The 18374-nt window shown below is 72.9% G+C and carries 12 protein-coding genes and 2 pseudogenes; 7 read left to right on the top strand and 7 right to left on the bottom strand.

Going from position 1 to position 18374, the window contains the following annotated elements; genetic code table 11:
* The first annotated feature begins 32 nt into the window (after nucleotides 1-32).
* The 4 genes from ABEB13_RS30950 to ABEB13_RS30935 all read left to right on the top strand — a co-directional run bounded on the left by ABEB13_RS30950 (nucleotide 33) and on the right by ABEB13_RS30935 (nucleotide 4004).
* Nucleotides 33-1223 carry a low temperature requirement protein A gene (locus tag ABEB13_RS30950; protein ID WP_345708107.1) on the top strand — a complete coding sequence of 397 codons (1191 nt, stop codon included), beginning with the start codon at nucleotides 33-35 and terminating at the stop codon, nucleotides 1221-1223.
* Between the two features lie 259 nt (nucleotides 1224-1482).
* Complete coding sequence (locus tag ABEB13_RS30945) at nucleotides 1483-2688, top strand: MFS transporter (RefSeq protein WP_100887770.1); 1206 nt, start codon at nucleotides 1483-1485, stop codon at nucleotides 2686-2688.
* A gap of 19 nt (nucleotides 2689-2707) precedes the next feature.
* A complete protein-coding gene (locus ABEB13_RS30940; protein ID WP_345708106.1) occupies nucleotides 2708-3082 on the top strand; it encodes a nuclear transport factor 2 family protein in 375 nt (124 codons plus the stop codon).
* Nucleotides 3083-3176: 94 nt separating this feature from the next.
* Entirely contained in the window at nucleotides 3177-4004 is an 828-nt protein-coding gene (locus ABEB13_RS30935) for an SDR family NAD(P)-dependent oxidoreductase (protein ID WP_345708105.1), read from the top strand.
* A 59-nt stretch (nucleotides 4005-4063) separates the two neighbouring features.
* Here ABEB13_RS30935 and ABEB13_RS30930 read toward each other — a convergent pair whose 3' ends face one another.
* The 5 genes from ABEB13_RS30930 to ABEB13_RS30910 form a co-directional block, all read right to left on the bottom strand.
* Nucleotides 4064-5290 carry an IS701 family transposase gene (locus ABEB13_RS30930; protein ID WP_345708104.1) on the bottom strand — a complete coding sequence of 409 codons (1227 nt, stop codon included), beginning with the start codon at nucleotides 5288-5290 and terminating at the stop codon, nucleotides 4064-4066.
* A 95-nt stretch (nucleotides 5291-5385) separates the two neighbouring features.
* A complete protein-coding gene (locus ABEB13_RS30925; RefSeq protein ID WP_345708103.1) occupies nucleotides 5386-7560 on the bottom strand; it encodes an AGE family epimerase/isomerase in 2175 nt (724 codons plus the stop codon).
* Nucleotides 7557-9692: a glycogen debranching protein GlgX gene (gene glgX / locus ABEB13_RS30920; RefSeq protein WP_345708102.1), complete on the bottom strand. Its 2136-nt coding sequence runs from the start codon at nucleotides 9690-9692 to the stop codon at nucleotides 7557-7559. The genes ABEB13_RS30925 and glgX overlap by 4 nt, the downstream gene beginning before the upstream one ends.
* Nucleotides 9693-9763: 71 nt before the next feature.
* Nucleotides 9764-10453 carry an NAD(P)H-binding protein gene (locus ABEB13_RS30915; protein ID WP_345708101.1) on the bottom strand — a complete coding sequence of 230 codons (690 nt, stop codon included), beginning with the start codon at nucleotides 10451-10453 and terminating at the stop codon, nucleotides 9764-9766.
* A gap of 44 nt (nucleotides 10454-10497) precedes the next feature.
* On the bottom strand, nucleotides 10498-11841 hold the full coding sequence (locus tag ABEB13_RS30910; RefSeq protein WP_345708100.1) for a sugar phosphate nucleotidyltransferase: 1344 nt from the start codon (nucleotides 11839-11841) through the stop codon (nucleotides 10498-10500).
* A 1176-nt stretch (nucleotides 11842-13017) separates the two neighbouring features.
* Here ABEB13_RS30910 and ABEB13_RS40805 point away from each other — a divergent pair.
* Together ABEB13_RS40805 and ABEB13_RS30905 are read left to right on the top strand one after the other, a co-directional pair.
* Nucleotides 13018-13374 (top strand): annotated as a pseudogene (locus ABEB13_RS40805) (FAD-binding oxidoreductase); the annotation flags it as partial.
* Nucleotides 13375-13394: 20 nt separating this feature from the next.
* Nucleotides 13395-14504, top strand: a complete 1110-nt coding sequence (locus ABEB13_RS30905) for an FAD-binding oxidoreductase (protein WP_345708099.1) — start codon at nucleotides 13395-13397, stop codon at nucleotides 14502-14504.
* A gap of 42 nt (nucleotides 14505-14546) precedes the next feature.
* Here ABEB13_RS30905 and ABEB13_RS30900 read toward each other — a convergent pair whose 3' ends face one another.
* Together ABEB13_RS30900 and ABEB13_RS30895 are read right to left on the bottom strand one after the other, a co-directional pair.
* A complete protein-coding gene (locus ABEB13_RS30900) occupies nucleotides 14547-15245 on the bottom strand; it encodes a response regulator (protein ID WP_345708098.1) in 699 nt (232 codons plus the stop codon).
* Nucleotides 15242-16857: pseudogene (locus ABEB13_RS30895) on the bottom strand (sensor histidine kinase). The gene ABEB13_RS30900 and the pseudogene ABEB13_RS30895 overlap by 4 nt, the downstream one beginning before the upstream one ends.
* A 151-nt stretch (nucleotides 16858-17008) precedes the next feature.
* On the opposite strand from ABEB13_RS30895, the gene ABEB13_RS30890 reads away from it, so the two are divergent.
* Complete coding sequence (locus tag ABEB13_RS30890; protein ID WP_345708097.1) at nucleotides 17009-18373, top strand: cation:dicarboxylate symporter family transporter; 1365 nt, start codon at nucleotides 17009-17011, stop codon at nucleotides 18371-18373.
* Nucleotide 18374: the final 1 nt, after the last annotated feature.

The following is an 18374-nucleotide window of genomic DNA, read 5'->3' as shown; positions in this document are numbered from 1 at the left end:
CAACGGCCGTGCCACGCAGAGAGGGTGAAGCGATGTTCCACCACCACCACGGCCCGTCGGCCGACGGGATCCGCACCCGGGCCACCTGGGCCGAGCTGTTCTACGACATCGTGCTCGCGTTCGGGGTCAGCCAGACCACGCACATCCTGGCGCGCTCCCCCAGCTGGGCGACGTTCGGCGAGGCGCTCCTGGTGCTCACCCCGCTCTGGTGGGCCTGGGTGGATGTCGCCCTCGCCGTCAACATGGTCGAGGAGACCCATGTCGAGCGCCTGCTGCTGCTCGCCGCGGGCCTGGCCACGTACGGGATGGGGGTGGCCGCCCCGCACGCGCTGACCGGCCACGCCGAGGCCGCGCTGTTCGCCGGCTCCTACCTGCTGCTGCGGCTGCTGATGGGCGAGGCGACCCGCCGCGACCGGCCGTTCGCCCGGACGATCCACCCGTACGCGGCGGGCGTCGCGTTCGCCCTCGCGCTGACCGCCGGGGCCTTCATGAGCCCGCCGGCCCGGGCCGCGGTGTGGGCCGCCGCGATCCTCTCCGAGGCGGTGCTCCCGGCGCTGTCCAGCCGGCGGCTGCACGGCATGACCTACAGCGCCGCCCATCTGCCCGAGCGGTTCGGCCTGTTCATCATCATCGCGCTCGGGGAGAACCTCCTGACCGTCGGCTCGGGGGCGTCCGCGCGGGCGCTCACCGGCGCCCTGATCGCCACGCTGGTGCTCAGCTTCGTGATCGGCGGCGCGCTGTGGTGGCTGTACTTCCACCTCGCCGCACCGGCCGTCGAGCACTCGATGCGCACCCACCACACCCCCGGCACGGTCGTCCGCGACGTGCTCAGCTACGGCCACCTGCTGCTCGTCACCGGCCTGCTGCTGGTCGCCGTGGGCACCGCCCGGACGGTCGCCCGGCCGACCGGGATCTCGCACGACCTGTCCACCGTCCTGCTGCCGGTCGGCGCCGCGATCTTCGCACTGACCTTCGGCTACACCCGCTGGCGGATGTTCGGCGCCGCCTCGGCGACCCGGGTCGGCGCCGGCCTGTGCCTGCTCGGACTGGCGGCCGGCGCGCCGTTCCTGCCCGCCATCGCCACCCTGGGCGCGACCGCCGTCCTGCTGGTCGCCGTCAACGGCCTGGAGCACTGGCTGGTGGCCACCGGGCGCAGCGTCCCGCTGCTGTTCCAGCGCTCCGCGCAGCGGCCCCGGCCCTCCGCGGACCGCCTCTCCGGGTAAAGAGAACAACGAAGTTGACGCAATGTCAGGCAACAGCTCCCACAGTGTGCGACCGAGCGGCCGGCACGGGAACCGGCACCCGCCGACTCGTTAGCGTTTCCGGTGGAAGAAGAGCCCCCGACGACCGGTCCGCGGCCCACCGCCCGACCGGCGCGGCGGCGGATCGGGACAAGGGTGGCCACGACCCCGGGCACATCCGGCAGCTGCCGATCACCCCGTCCGCTCGACGTGCACCGAAACCCCTGCGAAACGAGGTCCCGTGAATCCTCGAAACCCCACCCCCGCCCTGTCCGCCCTCGCCCTCGGCTACTTCAGCCTGGGCACCACCTCGCTCGCCGTCGTCGGCCTCAACGCGCCGATCGGCAAGAGCCTGCACGTCGCCCCGGCCAGCGTCGGCCTGCTGGTCACCGTGTTCGCGCTCACCTTCGCGGTGGCCGCGCCCACCGCGCCGGCGCTGCTGCGCACCATGGACCGCAAGAAGGTCCTGCTGCTGGGACTCGCCCTGCTGACCGTCGGCGGTGCGCTCAGCGCCCTCGCCCAGGGCTACGGCACCATGGTGGCGACCCGGGTGCTCGGCGCCCTCGGCGCCGCGGTCTTCGGACCCGCCTCCTCGGCCGCCGGTGCGGCGATCGTCGCGCCGGAGCGACGGCACCGCGCCCTGGCCACCGTGTTCGGCGGCATGACCGCCGCGTCGGTGCTCGGCGTCCCGCTGGCGTCGTTCCTGGGCTCCACGCTCAGCTGGCGGCCCGCCCTGCTGGGCGTCGCCGTGCTGTCCGCGGTCGCCCTGGTGCTGGTCGCGGTGCTGGTGCCGGACATCCCGGCCGGCGAACCGCCCACCGCCCAGGCGTACCGGGCCGCGCTGCGGACCCCGGGCGCGCTGCCGACGGTGGCGACCACCCTGCTGTTCATGGCTGCCCAGTTCACCGTGTACGCGGTGGCGGGTGCCTACCTGGCCGCCCGGTTCGGCGCCTCGGCGGGCATGGTGTCGGGCACCCTGATGGCGTTCGGCATCATCGGCGTGCTCGGCAACGGGCTGGCTCCCCGGATCAGCGAGCGGCTCGGCGGCACCCGGACGATCACCGTCTCGCTGACCGGTCTCGGCGTGGCGCTGGCGGCGCTGGTCGTCACGCCGAGGGCGGCGGTCGCCGGTCTGCTGATCTTCGCGGTCTGGGCCTTCTTCAGCCAGATGTACCAGGCGCCGCAGCAGGCCCGGCTGATCGCCATCCTGCCGTCCCACCCGGGGCTGATCCTGGCCCTCAACGCGGCCGCGCTCTACCTGGGCATGAGCCTGGGCAGCCTGCTCGGCTCGACGTTCCTGGCGCCGGTGGGCGCCACCTGGCTGCCGGGCGTGGCCCTGCTGCTCCTGTTCGCGGCCGGCGGCACCCAGCTGCTGTCCGGGCGCGCCACCAAGACCCCGGAGCCGGCTCCCGCCGCGCGTCCGGTCCCCGCACCGTCCAACTCCTGACGAAACGGAAGAGTCAACGATGTCCGCAGAGAACAAGCAGCTGGTGACGGACTACCTGGAGAACGTCTGGAACCAGGGCAAGGTCGACGAGGCCGACCAGTACCTGGCCGCCGGACTCGTCCAGCACAACCCGAACCTCCCCGACGGGATCTCCCCGCTGACCACCTTCATCGCCGGCTTCAGGACCCAGGTCCCCGAGGGCCGGTTCGAGATCCGTCGGATCGCCGCCGACGGCGACCTGGTCTTCACCCACAGCCACTTCACCGCGCAGGACGGCGACCGCGGCATGGCCGTGGTGGACGTCTTCCGGATCGAGGACGGCCGGATCGCCGAGCACTGGGACGTCACGACCGATGTCCCGGAGAACACCGCGAGCGGTCACCCGATCGTCTGACCCCGCCCCCGCTGCCCGGAAGCCCCGACCTGCTTCCGGGCAGCACCCTTCCCTGCGGCCCCGTCCGGCCGCGCCCATCCCCGGAGGCGCCATCGTGACCCCCATCGACCGACAGACCATCCTCATCACCGGAGCGACCGACGGCCTCGGCCGGGCCATGGCCGCGCAACTCGCGGCCCAGGGCGCCACCCTGGTGCTGCACGGCCGCAGCAAGGACAAGGGCGAGGCCCTGGTCGAGGAGCTGCGCGCGAAGACCGGGAACGACCGGATCAGCTACCTGCTGGCGGACTTCGCGCGGCTCTCCGACATCCACCGGCTGGCGGACGAGGCCGGCGCCCTCGACCGGCTGGACGTGCTGGTGAACAACGCCGGCATCGGCGTCGAACTGGACCGCCAGGAGAGCTGGGACGGCCACGAGCTGACCTTCCAGGTGGACTACCTGGCCGCGTACGTGCTGGCGGTGCGGCTGGCCCCGCTGCTCGTCCGCTCGGCGCCGGCCCGGATCGTCAACGTCAGCTCGGCCGGCCAGGCGCCGGTCAACTTCGACGACGTGATGCTGCGCCGCCGCTGGGACGGCGTCCAGGCCTACTGCCAGGCCAAGCTCGCCCAGGTGATGCTGACCGTCGACCTCGCGGCGGCGCTGGAGGGCACCGGGGTCACGGTGAACGCCCTGCACCCGGCGTCCTACATGCCGACCAAGATGGTGGTGGGCCTCTTCACGCCGCAGAGCACCGTCGCGGACGGCGTGCGGCACACGCTGCGGCTGGTGACCGACCCGTCGCTGGACGGGGTCACCGGCCGGTACTTCGACCGCTCGACGGAGGCCCGGGCCAGCAGTCAGGCGTACGACAGCGCGGCCCGGGCCCGGCTGCGGTCGATCAGCGAGGAGCTGACCGGGGTGCCGTTCCCGTACGCCGCCTGACCGTGCGGCGACGCGGTGGGGGCGGGCCCGGCCGGGCCCGCCCCCACCGCGTCGCCGGCTCAGCCGGTGGCCGAGCTGCCGTCCTCGCCGCGCTCCCGGGCCAGGCCGTGCAGCAGGTCGTAGCCGAGGGCCGCGGAGGCCAGCGTCACGTGGTGGTGCCAGCCGCGGAAGGAGCGGCCCTCGAAGTCGCCGAGGCCGTAGTCGCGGTGCAGCCGCTCGAAGTCGGCGGCGGCCCGGCCGCGCAGCTCGGCGAGGGCCACCAGCTCGGGCAGCCGCTGCACCGGCAGGTTGGTCACCCAGTAGGTGCGCGGCTGGGAGCGTCCGAACGGCCACTCCACCACCAGGTGCCGGGCCGCGGCCGGCCCGCCCGCGCCGCGCCGCCCGGCGGTGAGCGGCGCCACCACGAACTGCGAGTGGCGGGCCCGGGCGTCCGGGGCGTCCCGCCAGGCCAGCACCGCGCGCTCGCCCTGCGGCCCCAGCTCGTCGGCGAGTTCGGCCGCGCGGCGGCGGACCGCGGCCGGCGCCCGGTGCACCCGGTGGGCGAGCGGGACGGCGCGGTGGGCGCCGCCGGCGCCGGCCTGCAGCACGGTCGCGGCGCCGGTCTGCACCAGGTACCCGAGGCCGCGCTCCTCCAGGCCCACCAGCAGCGGCTCGACCTCCGTCTCGTGGCTCCAGTCCGCGAGCACCGGCGCGAGCGGGACGTCCCACTCCCCCAGCATCTCGTCGAGCGAGTCGAGCACCAGGCGGTGCCGGGGCAGGCACCGGACGCCGTCCGGCACGTGCGCCTGGCTGCGCAGCTCCTCGTCGGCGTCCCAGTGCCGCGGCAGCACCAGCTGCCAGTTGACCGGCTGGCTCCCGTGCTGCGACACCAGCGAGGTGGCGACCGCGAGCTGGCAGTTCATCATCCGGCCCTGGCGGGGCACGAACTGCCGGGCCACACCCGCCGAGCGGGTGCCGTTCTTGGGGAACACCACGTCCTGGACGGACCAGGCCTGCGGCGGGGCCGCGGCGCCCACGAGTTCGGCCAGCCGGCGGCGGACGTCGCCCGCCTCCCAGGTGCTCTGGTTGACGAACTGCTGGATCGGTTGGACCGTCCGGCGGCCCAGCACCTGTTCGGAGATCGCGGCGGGTGTCTTGCGCCCCGGTGTCTGGAGCAGCCCCCGCAGGTACACCTCGCCCCAGCGGCGCTGGTCGGAGCGGGCGAAGTCGGCGAAGAGGTCCTGGCAGTACGCGGAGAGGCCGTCCTGCCGCAGGGCCGCACGCGGTGAACGGAGGTTCGAGATCATGGGCACGGTCGGTCCTTGGGTGAGTGCGGGCACGATGGCGGTGGGCGGCCCCTGCCCCCGCCGGGCGGTGGCCGGCGGGGGCAGGGTCACGGCGGTCAGTCCGTGCTGCAGCGGCTGTCCTCGTCGATCAGGAACGCGTCGGTGGCCAGCAGCGCCCGGGTGACCTCCGGCAGGGTGCAGCCGACGATCACGAAGTCGACGTCGAGGCCGATCTTGGTGCGCTGGAAGAGGAGTTCGTTGATGGCCGGCCTGGCGAGCTCGGTGACCTGGCAGAGGTGGAACTCCACCCGCCGGGGCTCCACCGACAGCGCCTCGGTCAGGCAGCGGCGGAACTTGTCGAGCTCCTCACGGTCGATCACGCCCTCGCAGTGGATGTGCGCGGTGCGGCCGTCGAAGTCGCTGGAGACCCGCAGCCGCATGTCGACCGGCTCGATCTCCACCCGCACCCGCAGCGGCCTGCTGCTGACGGGCAGCCGGACGGTGAGCTGCTTGGCGTCGAAGTCCTCGTGGCGCTCGTCGTCGATCCACACCCGGGACAACTGGACGGTGCCGTACGGCAGCAGGTCGGGCGCGACGCGCAGCACGTGGTCGGGGAAGGCCCCGGGCTGCGGGCGGAAGTGCAGCGTGAGCGGGGCGGAGCCGACCAGCAGCCCGGTGTAGGTGGCCGCCAGGTAGCAGAGCTCCAGCGAGTGGTAGCCCGCCATCGAGTGGCTGCCCTTGAGCCGCTCGGTGCCGACCAGGTACGGAATGCCGTTGGCCAGCACGTTGAAGTAGACGCCGCCGTCGTCGTAGTCGAGGAAGAAGGCGTTGTGGAAGGCGGCGGCCTCACGGGCCAGCCGGCGGTGCTCCGGGTCACCGGTGACGCCGGCCAGGATCAGGTACGCCAGGATCGCCTGCTCCTGCTGCCACCAGGCCTTGCGGTCGTGCCAGACCAGGTGGTGCAGGCCGGTGTCCGGGTCGGCGACGCGCTCGACCACGTCGTACCAGCCGCCGCGCTGCTGGTCGCTGCCGACGGCCGGCATGATCTCGGCGATCCGCTCGGCGAGGGCCGCGTACTCGGGCTTGTCGCGCAGGGCGCGGATCCGGGTCAGGTTCCAGGCGATCTTGAGGTTGTGGCCGACGACGGCGCGGTCCTGCTGCCAGCCCCAGGTGCGGTCGGGGCTCCAGTCCTCGTGGAAGCGCTCCTGCACGAACGGGCTGTTCGGCTCGTCCGGGAAGCGCGCCACGATGGTGTCGGCGGTCTCCTCCAGGAGGTCCGCGAAGTCCTCGCGGCCGGTGGCGAGGTAGGCGTTGATCAGGTAGGCCGGTGCGTGGTCGCCGACGGAGTTCCAGTTCTTCCGGGAGCGGTTGCGGCCCAGCGAGTCGGCCCGGGGGTCCATGGTGATCGGGTCGAGGTGGGAGAAGAAGCCGCCGCGGACCTCGTCGCGGAAGTGGCGCTGGAACAGCTCGACCGTCCGGTCGATGTCGGAGAGGATCCGCGGGTCGCCGGTGATCCGGTAGGTCTGGGTGGGGCCGGCCAGGGCGTAGATCTGCTCGTACATCGGGACGGCGTCGAAGTCGTCGCCGAACTCGGAGGCGAAGACCTTGCGCTGGCCGTTCTCGCCGATGTCGACGCCGTGGTACCAGTACACGACGCCCTCCTCGTCGTCGGCGACCTGCATGTGCTCGCGCAGGTACTCGGTGCCGGACTCGGCGGCGGCCAGGAAGCGCTCCTCGCCGGTCAGCAGGAATGCGGTGGCCAGCCCGTAGACCATCCGGGAGATGGTGTCGGTCTCCTGACGGACGTCGTCACCCGCGAAGTCCGGCAGGTGGGTGCCGCCGAGCGTCAGCTTCGTCCGGAAGTCGCGCCAGTCGTAGCGGCCGTCCGGGCCGGGTCCCTGCGGGAAGTGCCCGCGCAGGTAGAAGTCGGCGATCTCGCCGGCCTGCTGGACCCACCAGGCCGGGTCCTCGAACACGTAGCTGCCGCGGCTGGTCTCCGGGAAGACGATCTGGCGGGCCTCGATCCGCTCGCCGCCGTCCCACTGGTAGAAGAGCCCGTAGACGAAGACGTAGCGGCCCTCGGCGAGCATGTCGCGGGTGGCGTCGCCGGTGTCGCGCGGCTCGTCGCCGAGGTTGCGGACGATCTCGGAGCCGAGCAGGCCGTTCAGGTGGATGGTGAACTCCCGGCCGTCCGAGGTCCGCAGGCCGAACCGGTCGTGCCCGGGCTCGTAGGCGGTGACGTACCCGGCGATGCTGTCGGAGTAGGTGCGCCGGGTCTGGGGTGTGGTCATCGGTGGGTTCCTCCCGAGTCGGGCAGCGCCGCCAGGACGACGACGCTGCGGCCCTGGGCGTGGTGGGTCGGGCCGGGCACGGGGACGCCGGCCTCCGGGGCGAGGACGTCCTCGCCGGCCGCGGCCGCGGTGTCCACCAGACGGGTCCAGCGGTGCCCGTCGACGGCCGGCAGTTCGAAGTCCAGGCCCAGGTGGAACATGTTGAGAATGACGTGCAGGTCGGGGTCGCCGTCGAAGCCGGCGAGGGTGAGGGCGAGCACCCGGGCGTGCGGGTCGTCCCAGCCGGGCTGCTCCAGCACGGTGCCGTGCCAGGTGACGTCGGGCAGTCCGCGCTCGTTCGTCCGGCCGGAGAAGAACCGGGCCTCCCGCAGGGCGCGGTGGCGCTTGCGCAGCGCGATCATCCCCTGGAAGAAGGCGCGGACCTCGGTCTCCTTCTCGGCCTGCTCCCAGTCCAGCCAGGAGACCTCGTTCTGCTGGCAGTAGGCGTTGTTGTTGCCGCCCTGGCTGTTGCGGAACTCGTCGCCGGCCAGGATCATCGGCACGCCCCGGCTGAGCAGCAGCAGCGCCGCGTGGTTCTTGATCTGCCGCACCCGCAGCTTCTCGACGTCCTCGGCGTCGCTGGGCCCCTCGACGCCGCAGTTCCAGCTGAAGTTCTCGCCCGCGCCGTCGGCGCCGGCCTCCCCGTTCGCCCAGTTGTGCTTCTCGTCGTAGCTCACCAGGTCGTTGAGCGTGAAACCGTCGTGGCAGGTGATGAAGTTGACGCTGTTGGTGGGGAGTTCGCCGTCCTTGCCGAAGAGGTCGCGGGAGCCCCCGAGCCGGTCGGCGACGGTGCCGACCAGGCCCGCGTCGCCGCGGACGAACTGCCGCACGTCGTCCCGGTACGGGCCGTTCCACTGCGACCAGCGCTTCCCGGGGAACCGGCCGACCTGGTACAGGCCGCCGCCGTCCCACGGCTCCGCGATGATCTTCGACTCGGAGAGGATGCCGGACAGCTCGATGCCCCAGAGCACCGGCGGCACGTCCATCTCGTACCCCTCGGCACCGCGCGAGAGCTCGGAGGCGAGGTCGAACCGGAAGCCGTCCACGTGGTGCTCGGTGACCCAGTACTCCAGGCACTCGATGATGAACTTCGCCACCGCCGGATGGTTGGCGTTGACCGCGTTGCCGCAGCCGGTGAAGTCCATGTAGTGGCGCCGGTCCTGCGGCCAGAGGTGGTAGTAGACCTCGTTGGCCTGCCCCCGGAAGCTGATCGTGGGGCCGTGCTCGTTGCCCTCCGACGTGTGGTTGAAGACCACGTCCAGGATGACCTCGATGCCGGCCCGGTGGAGTGCCTTCACCATGTCGCGGAACTCGGTGATGTGGGTGCACTCGCACGGGTCCGAGCAGTACCCGGTGTGCGGGGCGAAGAAGCCGAACGGGTCGTAGCCCCAGTAGTTGTGCAGCGGGGTGCCGTCCGGACCGACCCGGAGCACCTGCCGGTCGTCGAAGTCGAACACCGGCAGCAGCTCGACCGCGGTGATGCCGAGCTCCTTCAGGTACGGGATCTTCTCGACCACCCCGCTGAACGTCCCGGGGTGCCGCACGCCGGAGGTCGGCGAGGCGGTGAGGCCCCCGACGTGCACCTCGTAGAGGACGGTGTCGGCGAGCGGCGTGCGCAGCGGCTCGTCGCCCTCCCAGTCGTAGCCCTCCAGGTCCACCACCATGCTGCGCATCGACCAGGCGCAGTTGTCCTCCGGCCCCAGCGCCCGGGCGCGGTCCCAGAGCGAGTTGACGTTGGCCCGGGCGTACGGGTCGAGGAGCACCTTGCGGGGGTTGAAGAAGGTGCCCGACTCCCGGGTGCGGCGCGGGCCGTCGACCCGGTAGGCGTACACCTGGCCGGCGGTCAGGCCGGTGAGGTGGCAGTGCCAGAAGTGGTAGCTGCGGTGGCGCTCCGGGTCGAGCGACACGACCCGGCTCGGCGCCAGGTCCTCGTAGTGGTCGAACAGCAGCAGCTGGACCCGGGTGGCGTGCTCGGAGAACAGCGAGAAGTTGACACCCTCCCGGTCGAGGGTGGCGCCCAGCGGCTGGGGGCGGCCGGGGCGGACCTCCGCCGCCGCGACGGCGGAGCTGCGGGCTGCCTGGCGTTCGGTCATGCGCGTCGTCATTCCTCTGCGGCCGGCGGGTCGGGGGCTCGGGGTTTCGGGGCGGCGGCTGCGGGGGCGGGTCAGCCGACCGGCGTGCGGTCGCCCAGCAGCGCGGCGAAGGCCTCCGGCCAGCGGGTCGCCGCGAAGCCGGGCTCGTTGAAGATCTCGAACGTGACGCCGTCGGCCGCCCGGTGGTAGAGCGCCTGGACGCAGGCCTCGGCGACGTCCTCGCGGGCGACCTGGCCGAAGCCACGGTCGCCCTGCTCCAGCCGCACCCGGGCGCCGCCCGGCAGGTCGGTCAGCCAGCCGGGCCGGACGACGGTGTACGGCAGGCCGGAGCTGCGGACGGCCTCCTCGCCGGCGAGCCGCCAGTCCAGCACCCGGCCGTAGGCGTTCAGCGGGTGTGTGCGGTGGGTCGCGTGGATCTGGCTGACGAGCACCACGCGCGGCCGGTTGCCGCCCTGCGTCGCGGCGGCCAGGGCGTGCAGCACGCCCTGGTGGACGGTGGTCTCCGGCCGGTCCGGTCCGCTGTCGTCCGTCCCGGGCTCCACGCAGTAGACCAGGGCGGCGCTGCGGGCCAGCGGTTCGCCGAGGCTCTCGGGTTCACGTACGTCGGCGCGGTGGAACACCGCGCCGGGCGGCAGGCTGCGGCGGGCGCTCTGCACGCTCCGGCCGACGACGCGTACCTGTTCACTCCGGTCCAGCAGGCGCTGCACGATGAGGCGGCCGAGCCTGCCGGCGCCGCCGAGCACGACCACGGGGCTGTCCATCACTTCCTCCATCGGGAGTTCGGGTGCGGTGCGCGGGCGGGTGCTCAGACCCAGCGCAGGATGTCGTCGGAGCTGGTGAGCGCGGTGCCGGCGGGCAGGTTGGCGAGGGCCGGCACCCGCAGCCGCGGGTAGACGCTGACCCCGGAGAGCCGGCTGCCCTGCCACAGGTGGGCGCCGTCGCCCACCGCGCAGTAGCCGTCGAGCAGCGCGGGCCGGTCCCGGGCGGAGTGGATCTCCGCCATCGGGCCGATGTAGGAGTCGGTGATCCGCGCGTACGGGCCGATGACCGAGGAGTCGCCGAGGGCGGCCCCGCTGAGGCGGGCGCCCTCCCGCAGTTCGGCGCCGTCGCCGATGTCGGTGTACTCCAGGCGGACCCCGGAGCCGACGGTGACGTCCCGGCCGATCCGCACGCCCGGGCCGACCGTGACGTCGCCCTGGGCGATCTTGTCGGCGAGGGTCGTCCCGGAGATGTCGTCCTTGGTGTGCAGGGAGCTCTCGTGGATCCAGTAGCGCGGCTGCTCGCTGCGCGGGTCCGGCATCAGCTGGTTCATCTGGGCGTACGTCCCGGACAGCACGTGACGGAGCGTCAGCAGGTAGTCCTGGACGTTGCCGAGGTCGCCGAGCCGGGCGATGTGGTGGGCCGCGACGGCCCGTCCGTTGCGGACCAGCCAGGGCAGCAGGTCGCCGCCCCAGTCGAGGCTCTGCTGCGCCTGCCGCATCAGCTCGGGCTCGCGGGCGGCGAGCCGCAGGCGGTCGCAGTCGACGAGGTACATCCCCGCGTTGGTGGGGACGAGGGCGCAGCTGTCGGTGGTCGCCTCCGGGAAGAGCTCGTGGATGAGCCCGAGGCCGGGCTTCTCCACGAAGCCGGAGACCAGGCCGTCGCCGTCGGTGCGCATCGCCCCGTACTTCCCCGCCACCTCCAGCGGGCTGCGGGCCACCGCGGCGACGGTGACCACCGCGTCGGAAGCGCGGTGGGTGGCCTCCAGCTCCTCCAGGGAGAAGTCGAAGATCGAGTCCACCGGCAGGACGAGGGCGCGGCCGCCGAGGTCCCACTGCTCCAGGTTGTGCAGGGTGGCCGCGCCGGACCCGACGTTGTAGCGGTCGAAGCTGGAGCGCGAGTAGCGCACCTCCACCCCGTACCGCTCGCCGTGGCCGAGCAGCAGTTTGATCTGGCTCCGGTTCTCCAGACCCTGGGCCACCACGTAGAAGCGTCTGATGCCCTGTTCGCGGCAGGCGTCGACCACCCACTCGATCAGCCGACGGCCCGCGAAGGGGATCAGCGCCTTGCTCCGGATGTAGTCGGCGGACTCCAAGGTGATCGGCTTCGCGCGCTCACCCCGCCCGCCGGCCAGGATGATCCCGACCGTCCCGCTCTCCCGCTCGGCCATCTCGCTTCCCTCGGCTAGGCGACCTTGTCGAGGCAGATACAACACTCATTGTCAAATCCTGTCAAGTCAGCTTGTCAAGCAAGCATTCATGGACATGACATAAATGCCGGCTTGTCATCCACTAAGCGGCCCCCACCTCAACAACACAGGGGCCGGACGGCCCATGAGAACTCGCCGAAGACCTTTACTGGCTGTCAAAAATCGACCTTCACGATCAGAACCCGGGTGGGGCATGATGACGCAGACCGCGCAGGTGGCCCCTGCGGCGGACAACGACCAGGGGGACCACGGCATGCTCACTCAAGCGCGTCGCCGGGCGGCGTTCTTCGACCTCAGGCACAACCTGCTGGCATCCGGCTCGGCGCCGGCCGTCCGGGAGGCCGCGGCCCGCCACCGCTCCGCCGGCGACCTGCTGGTCTGCGTCACCGCCGACCCGCCCCCGGCGGCGCGACCACCCACGGCACCGGACTCGCGGCCGACCTGGTCCTGTACGCCGGCGCCCCGAGCGCGGCCGCCGGCTCGGAGGTGGTCGTGGAGGCGATGGTCCGGCTCGGACTCGACGCCGCCCAGTGCTTCGCCTACGGGGACCACCGGGAGGGCCTGACCATCCTGCGGGTCGTGGGCAACCCCCGGGTGGTGGGCGGCGATCCGCTGATGGCCGAACTCGCGCGGGACAGCGGCTGGCCCGTCCTGCCCACCCCTGACACCCGGCCGCCGCACGCCGGGCCGCCCCGGAGCCGCCTCCGGGCGGCCGGGAATCATTTCCCGCCAGAAGAGACCCGCGGGTCGATTTCCGCGCCACGGCCGTCCGGCCGAGTCCGGCCGGACCGGAGATTCCACAGCGTGGACCCGCACCTGGCGCAGTATGCGGCGGGCCGGCCGGCCACCGCCCACCTCCCCGGAACGCCCATAACGTGCTTGGTGTCCGCACCGAGTGCGATTGTCCGGGCATCCCCGGAGCACCCGGAACAGCTCACGGCTTTTCCGAGGAAAGGGTTTGGTGTTCATCGTGGCCGAAATGTCCCGTCGCGGGATCCTGCGTACGGCGACCGCACTGGGCGGCACCGCCGCCGCGTTCGTCCTCACCGGCGCGGAGCTCGATAGGGCGGCCGCCGCCCCCTGGGTGACTCCGATATTGACAAGGCTGTCGATGTTCTTGTCGATCCGGTCACCGGGGTGCTGCCGGCCGCCGCGACCGTCACCGCGAGCGACAGCCGCTACCTCGATCTGGTCTCCCGCGGGTACAACGGCCGCTTCGCCGCCCAGCCCGACGCGGTGCGGGTCGTCCACTCGACGCGCCAGGTGGTCGCGGCGGTCGGCGACGCCGTCCGGGCCGGCAAGCGCATCGCCGTCCGCAGCGGCGGCCACTGCCTGGACGGCCTGGTCGACGACCCCGCCGTCCGGATCCTGATCGACGTGTCCGAGATGAACGCCGTCGCCTACGACCCCGCCCGGCGCGCCTTCATGGTGGAGGCCGGAGCGATGCTCGGGCACGTCTACCGCACGCTCTACCTCGACTGGGGGTCACCGTCCCCGGCGGCACCTGCCCGACGGTGGGCGTCGGCGGCCACGTCCAGGGCGGCGGGTACGGCGCGATGTGCCGCCAGCACGGTTCCGTCGTCGACCACCTGTACGCGGTGGAGGTCGTCGTGGTCGACGCCGGCGGGACCGCCCGCGCGGTGGTCGCCACCAGTGACCCGGGCGACCCCAACCGCGAACTGTGGTGGGCCCACACGGGCGGGGGCGGCGGCAACTTCGGCGTCGTCACCCGGTACTGGTTCCGCACCCCGGCCGCCACCGGCACCGACCCCGCCGGTCTGCTGCCGAAGCCGCCGGCCACCCTGCTCAAGGCCACCGTGGTGTGGAAGTGGGCCGACCTGACGGCCGACTCCTTCGCTGCCGTGGTCCGCAACCACGGCGCCTGGCACACCGCCAACAGCGCCGACGGCTCGCCCTGGGCCAGCCTGCACAGCGTGCTGATCCTCGGCAACGCGGCGCTGGGCACCGTCACCCTCAGCGCCCAGATCGACGGCACCCTGCCCGACGCCGCCGCGCTGATGACCTCCTACCTCGACGCCGTGACCACCGGCGTCGCCGCGGCGTCCACCCGGACGACCGCCACCTCGCCCTGGCTGAAGGCCACGCTCAAGGACCCGTACGACACCGGCGCCTTCAACCGGACGAAGTCCAAGGGCGCCTACCTGCGCCGCGGTTGGAACGACACGCAGATATCCGCCCTCTACCGCCGGCTCTCCGACCCCGGCTACGACGGCCACGCCTCCGTGCTGCTCTACTCCTACGGCGGCAAGGCCAACACCGTCGCTCCGGACGCCACCGCGATGCCGCAGCGCGACTCCGTGCTGAAGGCCAACTTCACCACCTACTGGCCCGACCCCAGCCAGGACGACCGGCACGTCGGCTGGATGCGCGGCCTCTACCAGGAGGTGTACGCGGCCACCGGCGGCGTCCCCGTCCCGAACGCCGCCAACGACGGCTCCTACATCAACTACCCCGACGTCGACCTCACGGACCCGCAGTGGAACGCCTCCGGCGTGCCCTGGCAGACCCTCTACTACAAGGACAACTACCCGCGCCTCCAGCGCGTCAAGGCCGCCTGGGATCCCGGCAACGTCTTCCACCACGCCCTGTCGGTCACGGCCTGACCCCCGGTCGGCGGTCCTGACCCGGCGGTGGACGACGCCGGGTCAGGACCGCCAGCGGTAGCACAGCTCGGGACGGCCGACCTGCCCGTACTGCGGCTCCCGGAGGGCCTGGCCGGAGTCCACCAGGTGTTCCAGGTAGCGGCGGGCGGTGATCCGGGAGACCCCCGCCGCGGCACCGGCGGCCGCGGCCGACAGGCCCGCGTCGGCGGCCCGCAGCACCCCGGCCACGGTCTCCAGCGTGGGGGCGCTCAACCCCTTGGGCAGCGTCGTGCGTTCGGGCGTGCGCAGCAGTGCGAGGGCCTGGTCGACCTCGTCCTGGCCGACCGCCTCGCCGTCCCGGCCGAGCGAGGCGCGGTAGCGGGCGTAGCGCTCCAGCCGCTCGCGCAGCGCGCCGCTGCTGAACGGCTTCAGCAGGTACTGGACGACGCCGGCGGACACCGCCTTCCGCACCATCGCGAGGTCCCGGGCCGAGGTGACGGCGATGATGTCCGTGGTGTGCCCGGCCGCACGGAGCGTGCGGCACAGCCCGAGGCCGTGGCCGTCCGGCAGGTGGAGGTCGAGCAGGATCAGGTCGACGGGCCGGCCGGCGGCCCGGGCGCGGTCCAGCGCGCGCAGGGCGCCGGCGCAGCTGTGCGCGGTCGCGGCGAGCCGGAAGCCGGGGGTGCGGGCGACGTAGAGGCCGTGCGCGTCGGCGGCGACCGGGTCGTCCTCCACGACCAGGACGGTGATCCCGGCGGTCATCGGACGGCCTCCCGCTGCAGCGGCAGCCGGACGGTGAGCACCGCGCCGCGGTCGCGGCCGACCTCGACGGTGCCGCCGTTGCGGCGGGCGGCCTGGGCGACGAGGGCGAGGCCGAGGCCGCGGCCGTGCTGCTTGGTCGTCCAGCCGCGGCGGAAGACCTCGTCGGCGGCGGCCTCGTCGATGCCGGCGCCGGTGTCGGCCACCCGCAGCAGCAGTTCGGGGCCGGACACCCGGGCGGTGACGGTGACCTCGGGCGGGCCGGGCTGCCGGGCGGCGTTCTCGATGGCGGCGTCCACGGCGTTGTCGATGAGGTTGCCCAGCACGGTGACCAGGTCGCGGGCGGCGAGGTCGGGGGCAGCACCCCGTCGTCGATCCGGCTGTCCTCGGTGAGGGCGAGTTCGACCCCGCGTTCGGCCGCCTGGGAGGCCTTGCCCAGCAGCAGGGCGGCGAGCACCGGCTCGCCGACGGCGCCGACCACGTTGTCGGTGAGCCGCTGGGCGAGGGCGAGTTCGGCGGTGGCGAAGTCCACGGCCTCGCGGTGGCGCCCGAGTTCGATCAGCGAGACGACCGCGTGCAGCCGGTTGGCGGCCTCGTGGGTCTGCGCGTTGAGGGCGTCGGCGAAACCCCTGACACTGTCCAGTTCGCCTGCCAGTGACTGGAGTTCGGTGTGGTCGCGGAGGGTCAGCACGCTGCCGAGGCCGGTGCCGATCGGCGAGGTGTTGAGCACCACCACCCGCTCGGCGGTCAGATGGACCTCGTCGACCGCCGGCCCGGGGCCGAGGACGGCGTGCACCAGGGACTCCGGCAGCCCCAGCGCGGTGACCGGCATGCCGTCCAGCTGCCCCTCCAGGGAGAGGAGTTCGCGGGCGGCGTCGTTGCAGAGCACCACCCGGTGGTCGCGGTCCAGCAGCACCAGGCCCTCCCGGACGGAGTGCAGGGTGGCCTGGTGGTACTCGTAGAGGTGGCTGAGCTCGTCGGCGCCCATGCCGTGGGTGTGCCGGCGCAGCCGGGCGTTGGCGAGGTAGGTGCCGAGACCGCCGAGGACGAGCGCGCCGGCGGCGACGCCGACCAGGGCGAGCATCGGGCCGCTGAGCTGCCGGCTGATCGACTGAACGGTGATGCCCGCGCTGACCAGGGCCACCACCCGGCCCCGGTCGTCCCGGACGGGGGTGACCACCCGCACGGAGGAGCCCAGGGTGCCGGTGTACGTCTCGTGCGAGGTCTCGCCGGCCAGCGCCCGGTCGATGTGGCCGAGGAAGGGCCGGCCGATCTGGGCGGGGTCGCGGTGCGCCCAGCGGATGCCGTGGGTGTCCATCACGGTGACGAAGTCGACCCCGGAGTCCTGCCGGACCCGCTCGGCGTACGGCTGGACGACGGGCGTGGGGTCGGGCCGCAGCGCGGCGTCGCGGACGGTGGGGGCGTCGGCGACGGCGGTCGCGGCGGCGGTGACCTGGCGCAGCGCGGAGTCCTCGGCGCGCTGGGCGGTGAACAGGTAGGCGAGCACGGCGCCGCCGGCGACCACCGCGGCGACGATCACCACCTGGACGGCGAACAGCTGCCCGGCGAGGCTGCGCAGCGGGCGGCGCGCGGGTCGGTGCGGGGCGGCGGTCATGCGGACAGTGTGCACGGTCGCCGCCGGAAGGGGCCCGCCGCGGGCGTGTGAACTCTATGAACGCAAACGTGACCCGCGTCACGCGGGCGCCCATAGTCCTGGAGGGCCCTCCCCCGGGGCCGTCAGGGAACGCAGGGCGAAGGAGCCGCAGATGTCCACCTCAGGAGCAGTCAGCAGAGGCGGGGACCGCACCCGCTACCTCTATCTCGCGGTGGTCGCCGCCGTGGTGGCGGGCATCGTCGTCGGTCTGGCGGCGCCGTCGTTCGCGGTGGGGCTGAAGCCGGTCGGCACGGGCTTCGTCAACCTGATCAAGATGATGATCAGCCCGGTGATCTTCTGCACCATCGTGCTGGGCATCGGCTCGGTCGGCCGGGCCGCGAAGGTCGGCCGGGTCGGCGGCCTCGCCCTGGGCTACTTCCTGGTGATGTCCACCGTCGCCCTCGGCATCGGCCTGGTGGTCGGCAACCTGATCGACCCGGGCGCGGGCCTGCACCTGACCAGCGCCCTCGCCAAGTCGGGGCACGCCCAGGCTGCGGCCGGGGAGAGCACCGGCACCGCCGACTTCCTGCTCGGGACGATCCCCACCACCCTGTTCTCCGCCCTCACCGAGGGCAAGGTGCTGCAGACGTTGCTGGTGGCCCTGCTCGCCGGCTTCGCCCTCCAGGCGATGGGCCCGGCCGGCGCACCCGTGCTGCGCGGCGTGGAGCACCTGCAGAAGCTGGTGTTCCGGATCATGTCGATGATCATGTGGGTGGCGCCGATCGGCGCGTTCGGCGCGATGGCCGCCGTCGTCGGGGCCACCGGCACCGCGGCGCTGAAGAGCCTCGCCATGATCATGGTCGGCTTCTACCTGGCCTGCGCGCTCTTCGTCGGCGTCGTCCTCGGCCTGCTGCTGCGACTGGTCGCCGGGGTCAACGTGTTCGCCCTGCTGCGCTACCTCGGCCGAGAGTTCCTGCTGATCCTCTCGACCTCGTCCTCGGAGAGCGCGCTGCCCCGGCTGATCGCCAAGATGGAGCACCTCGGCGTCAGCCGTCCGGTGGTCGGCATCACCGTGCCGACCGGCTACAGCTTCAACCTGGACGGCACCGCGATCTACCTGACGATGGCCTCGATCTTCGTCTCCGAGGCGCTCGACAAGCCGATGTCGATCGGCCAGCAGCTCTCGCTGCTGCTCTTCATGGTGATCGCCTCCAAGGGTGCCGCCGGCGTCACCGGCGCCGGCCTGGCCACCCTGGCCGGCGGCCTCCAGTCGCACCGGCCCGAACTGGTCGACGGGGTCGGCCTGATCGTCGGCATCGACCGCTTCATGTCGGAGGCCCGCGCGCTCACCAACTTCGCCGGCAACGCGGTGGCCACCGTGCTGATCGGCCACTGGACGGGCGAGATCGACCGCGACCGCCTGCAGCTGGTGCTGGCCGGCGGTCTGCCGTTCGACGAGACCACCCTGGTCGACACCCATGACGCGGCCGTGCCCGCCCAGCCGGGCGCCCCCGCGGTGGAACGCGCCGACGCCTGAC

The sequence above is a fragment of the Kitasatospora paranensis genome (genome assembly GCF_039544005.1).
Lineage (GTDB): Bacteria > Actinomycetota > Actinomycetes > Streptomycetales > Streptomycetaceae > Kitasatospora > Kitasatospora paranensis.
Note: the sequence above shows the minus strand (reverse complement) of the source record. Positions and strands in the feature narration are given on the sequence as shown.

What these genes read in the sequence shown, in the direction of transcription:
- ABEB13_RS30940 (WP_345708106.1), top strand. Translation starts at nt 2,708, where the DNA reads ATGTCCGCAGAGAACAAGCAGCTGGTGACGGACTACCTGGAGAACGTC.
- ABEB13_RS30915 (WP_345708101.1), bottom strand. Translation starts at nt 10,453, where the DNA reads ATGGACAGCCCCGTGGTCGTGCTCGGCGGCGCCGGCAGGCTCGGCCGC.
- ABEB13_RS30890 (WP_345708097.1), top strand. Translation starts at nt 17,009, where the DNA reads ATGTCCACCTCAGGAGCAGTCAGCAGAGGCGGGGACCGCACCCGCTAC.
- glgX (WP_345708102.1), bottom strand. Translation starts at nt 9,692, where the DNA reads ATGACCGAACGCCAGGCAGCCCGCAGCTCCGCCGTCGCGGCGGCGGAG.
- ABEB13_RS30900 (WP_345708098.1), bottom strand. Translation starts at nt 15,245, where the DNA reads ATGACCGCCGGGATCACCGTCCTGGTCGTGGAGGACGACCCGGTCGCC.
- ABEB13_RS30925 (WP_345708103.1), bottom strand. Translation starts at nt 7,560, where the DNA reads ATGACCACACCCCAGACCCGGCGCACCTACTCCGACAGCATCGCCGGG.
- ABEB13_RS30950 (WP_345708107.1), top strand. Translation starts at nt 33, where the DNA reads ATGTTCCACCACCACCACGGCCCGTCGGCCGACGGGATCCGCACCCGG.
- ABEB13_RS30910 (WP_345708100.1), bottom strand. Translation starts at nt 11,841, where the DNA reads ATGGCCGAGCGGGAGAGCGGGACGGTCGGGATCATCCTGGCCGGCGGG.
- ABEB13_RS30930 (WP_345708104.1), bottom strand. Translation starts at nt 5,290, where the DNA reads ATGATCTCGAACCTCCGTTCACCGCGTGCGGCCCTGCGGCAGGACGGC.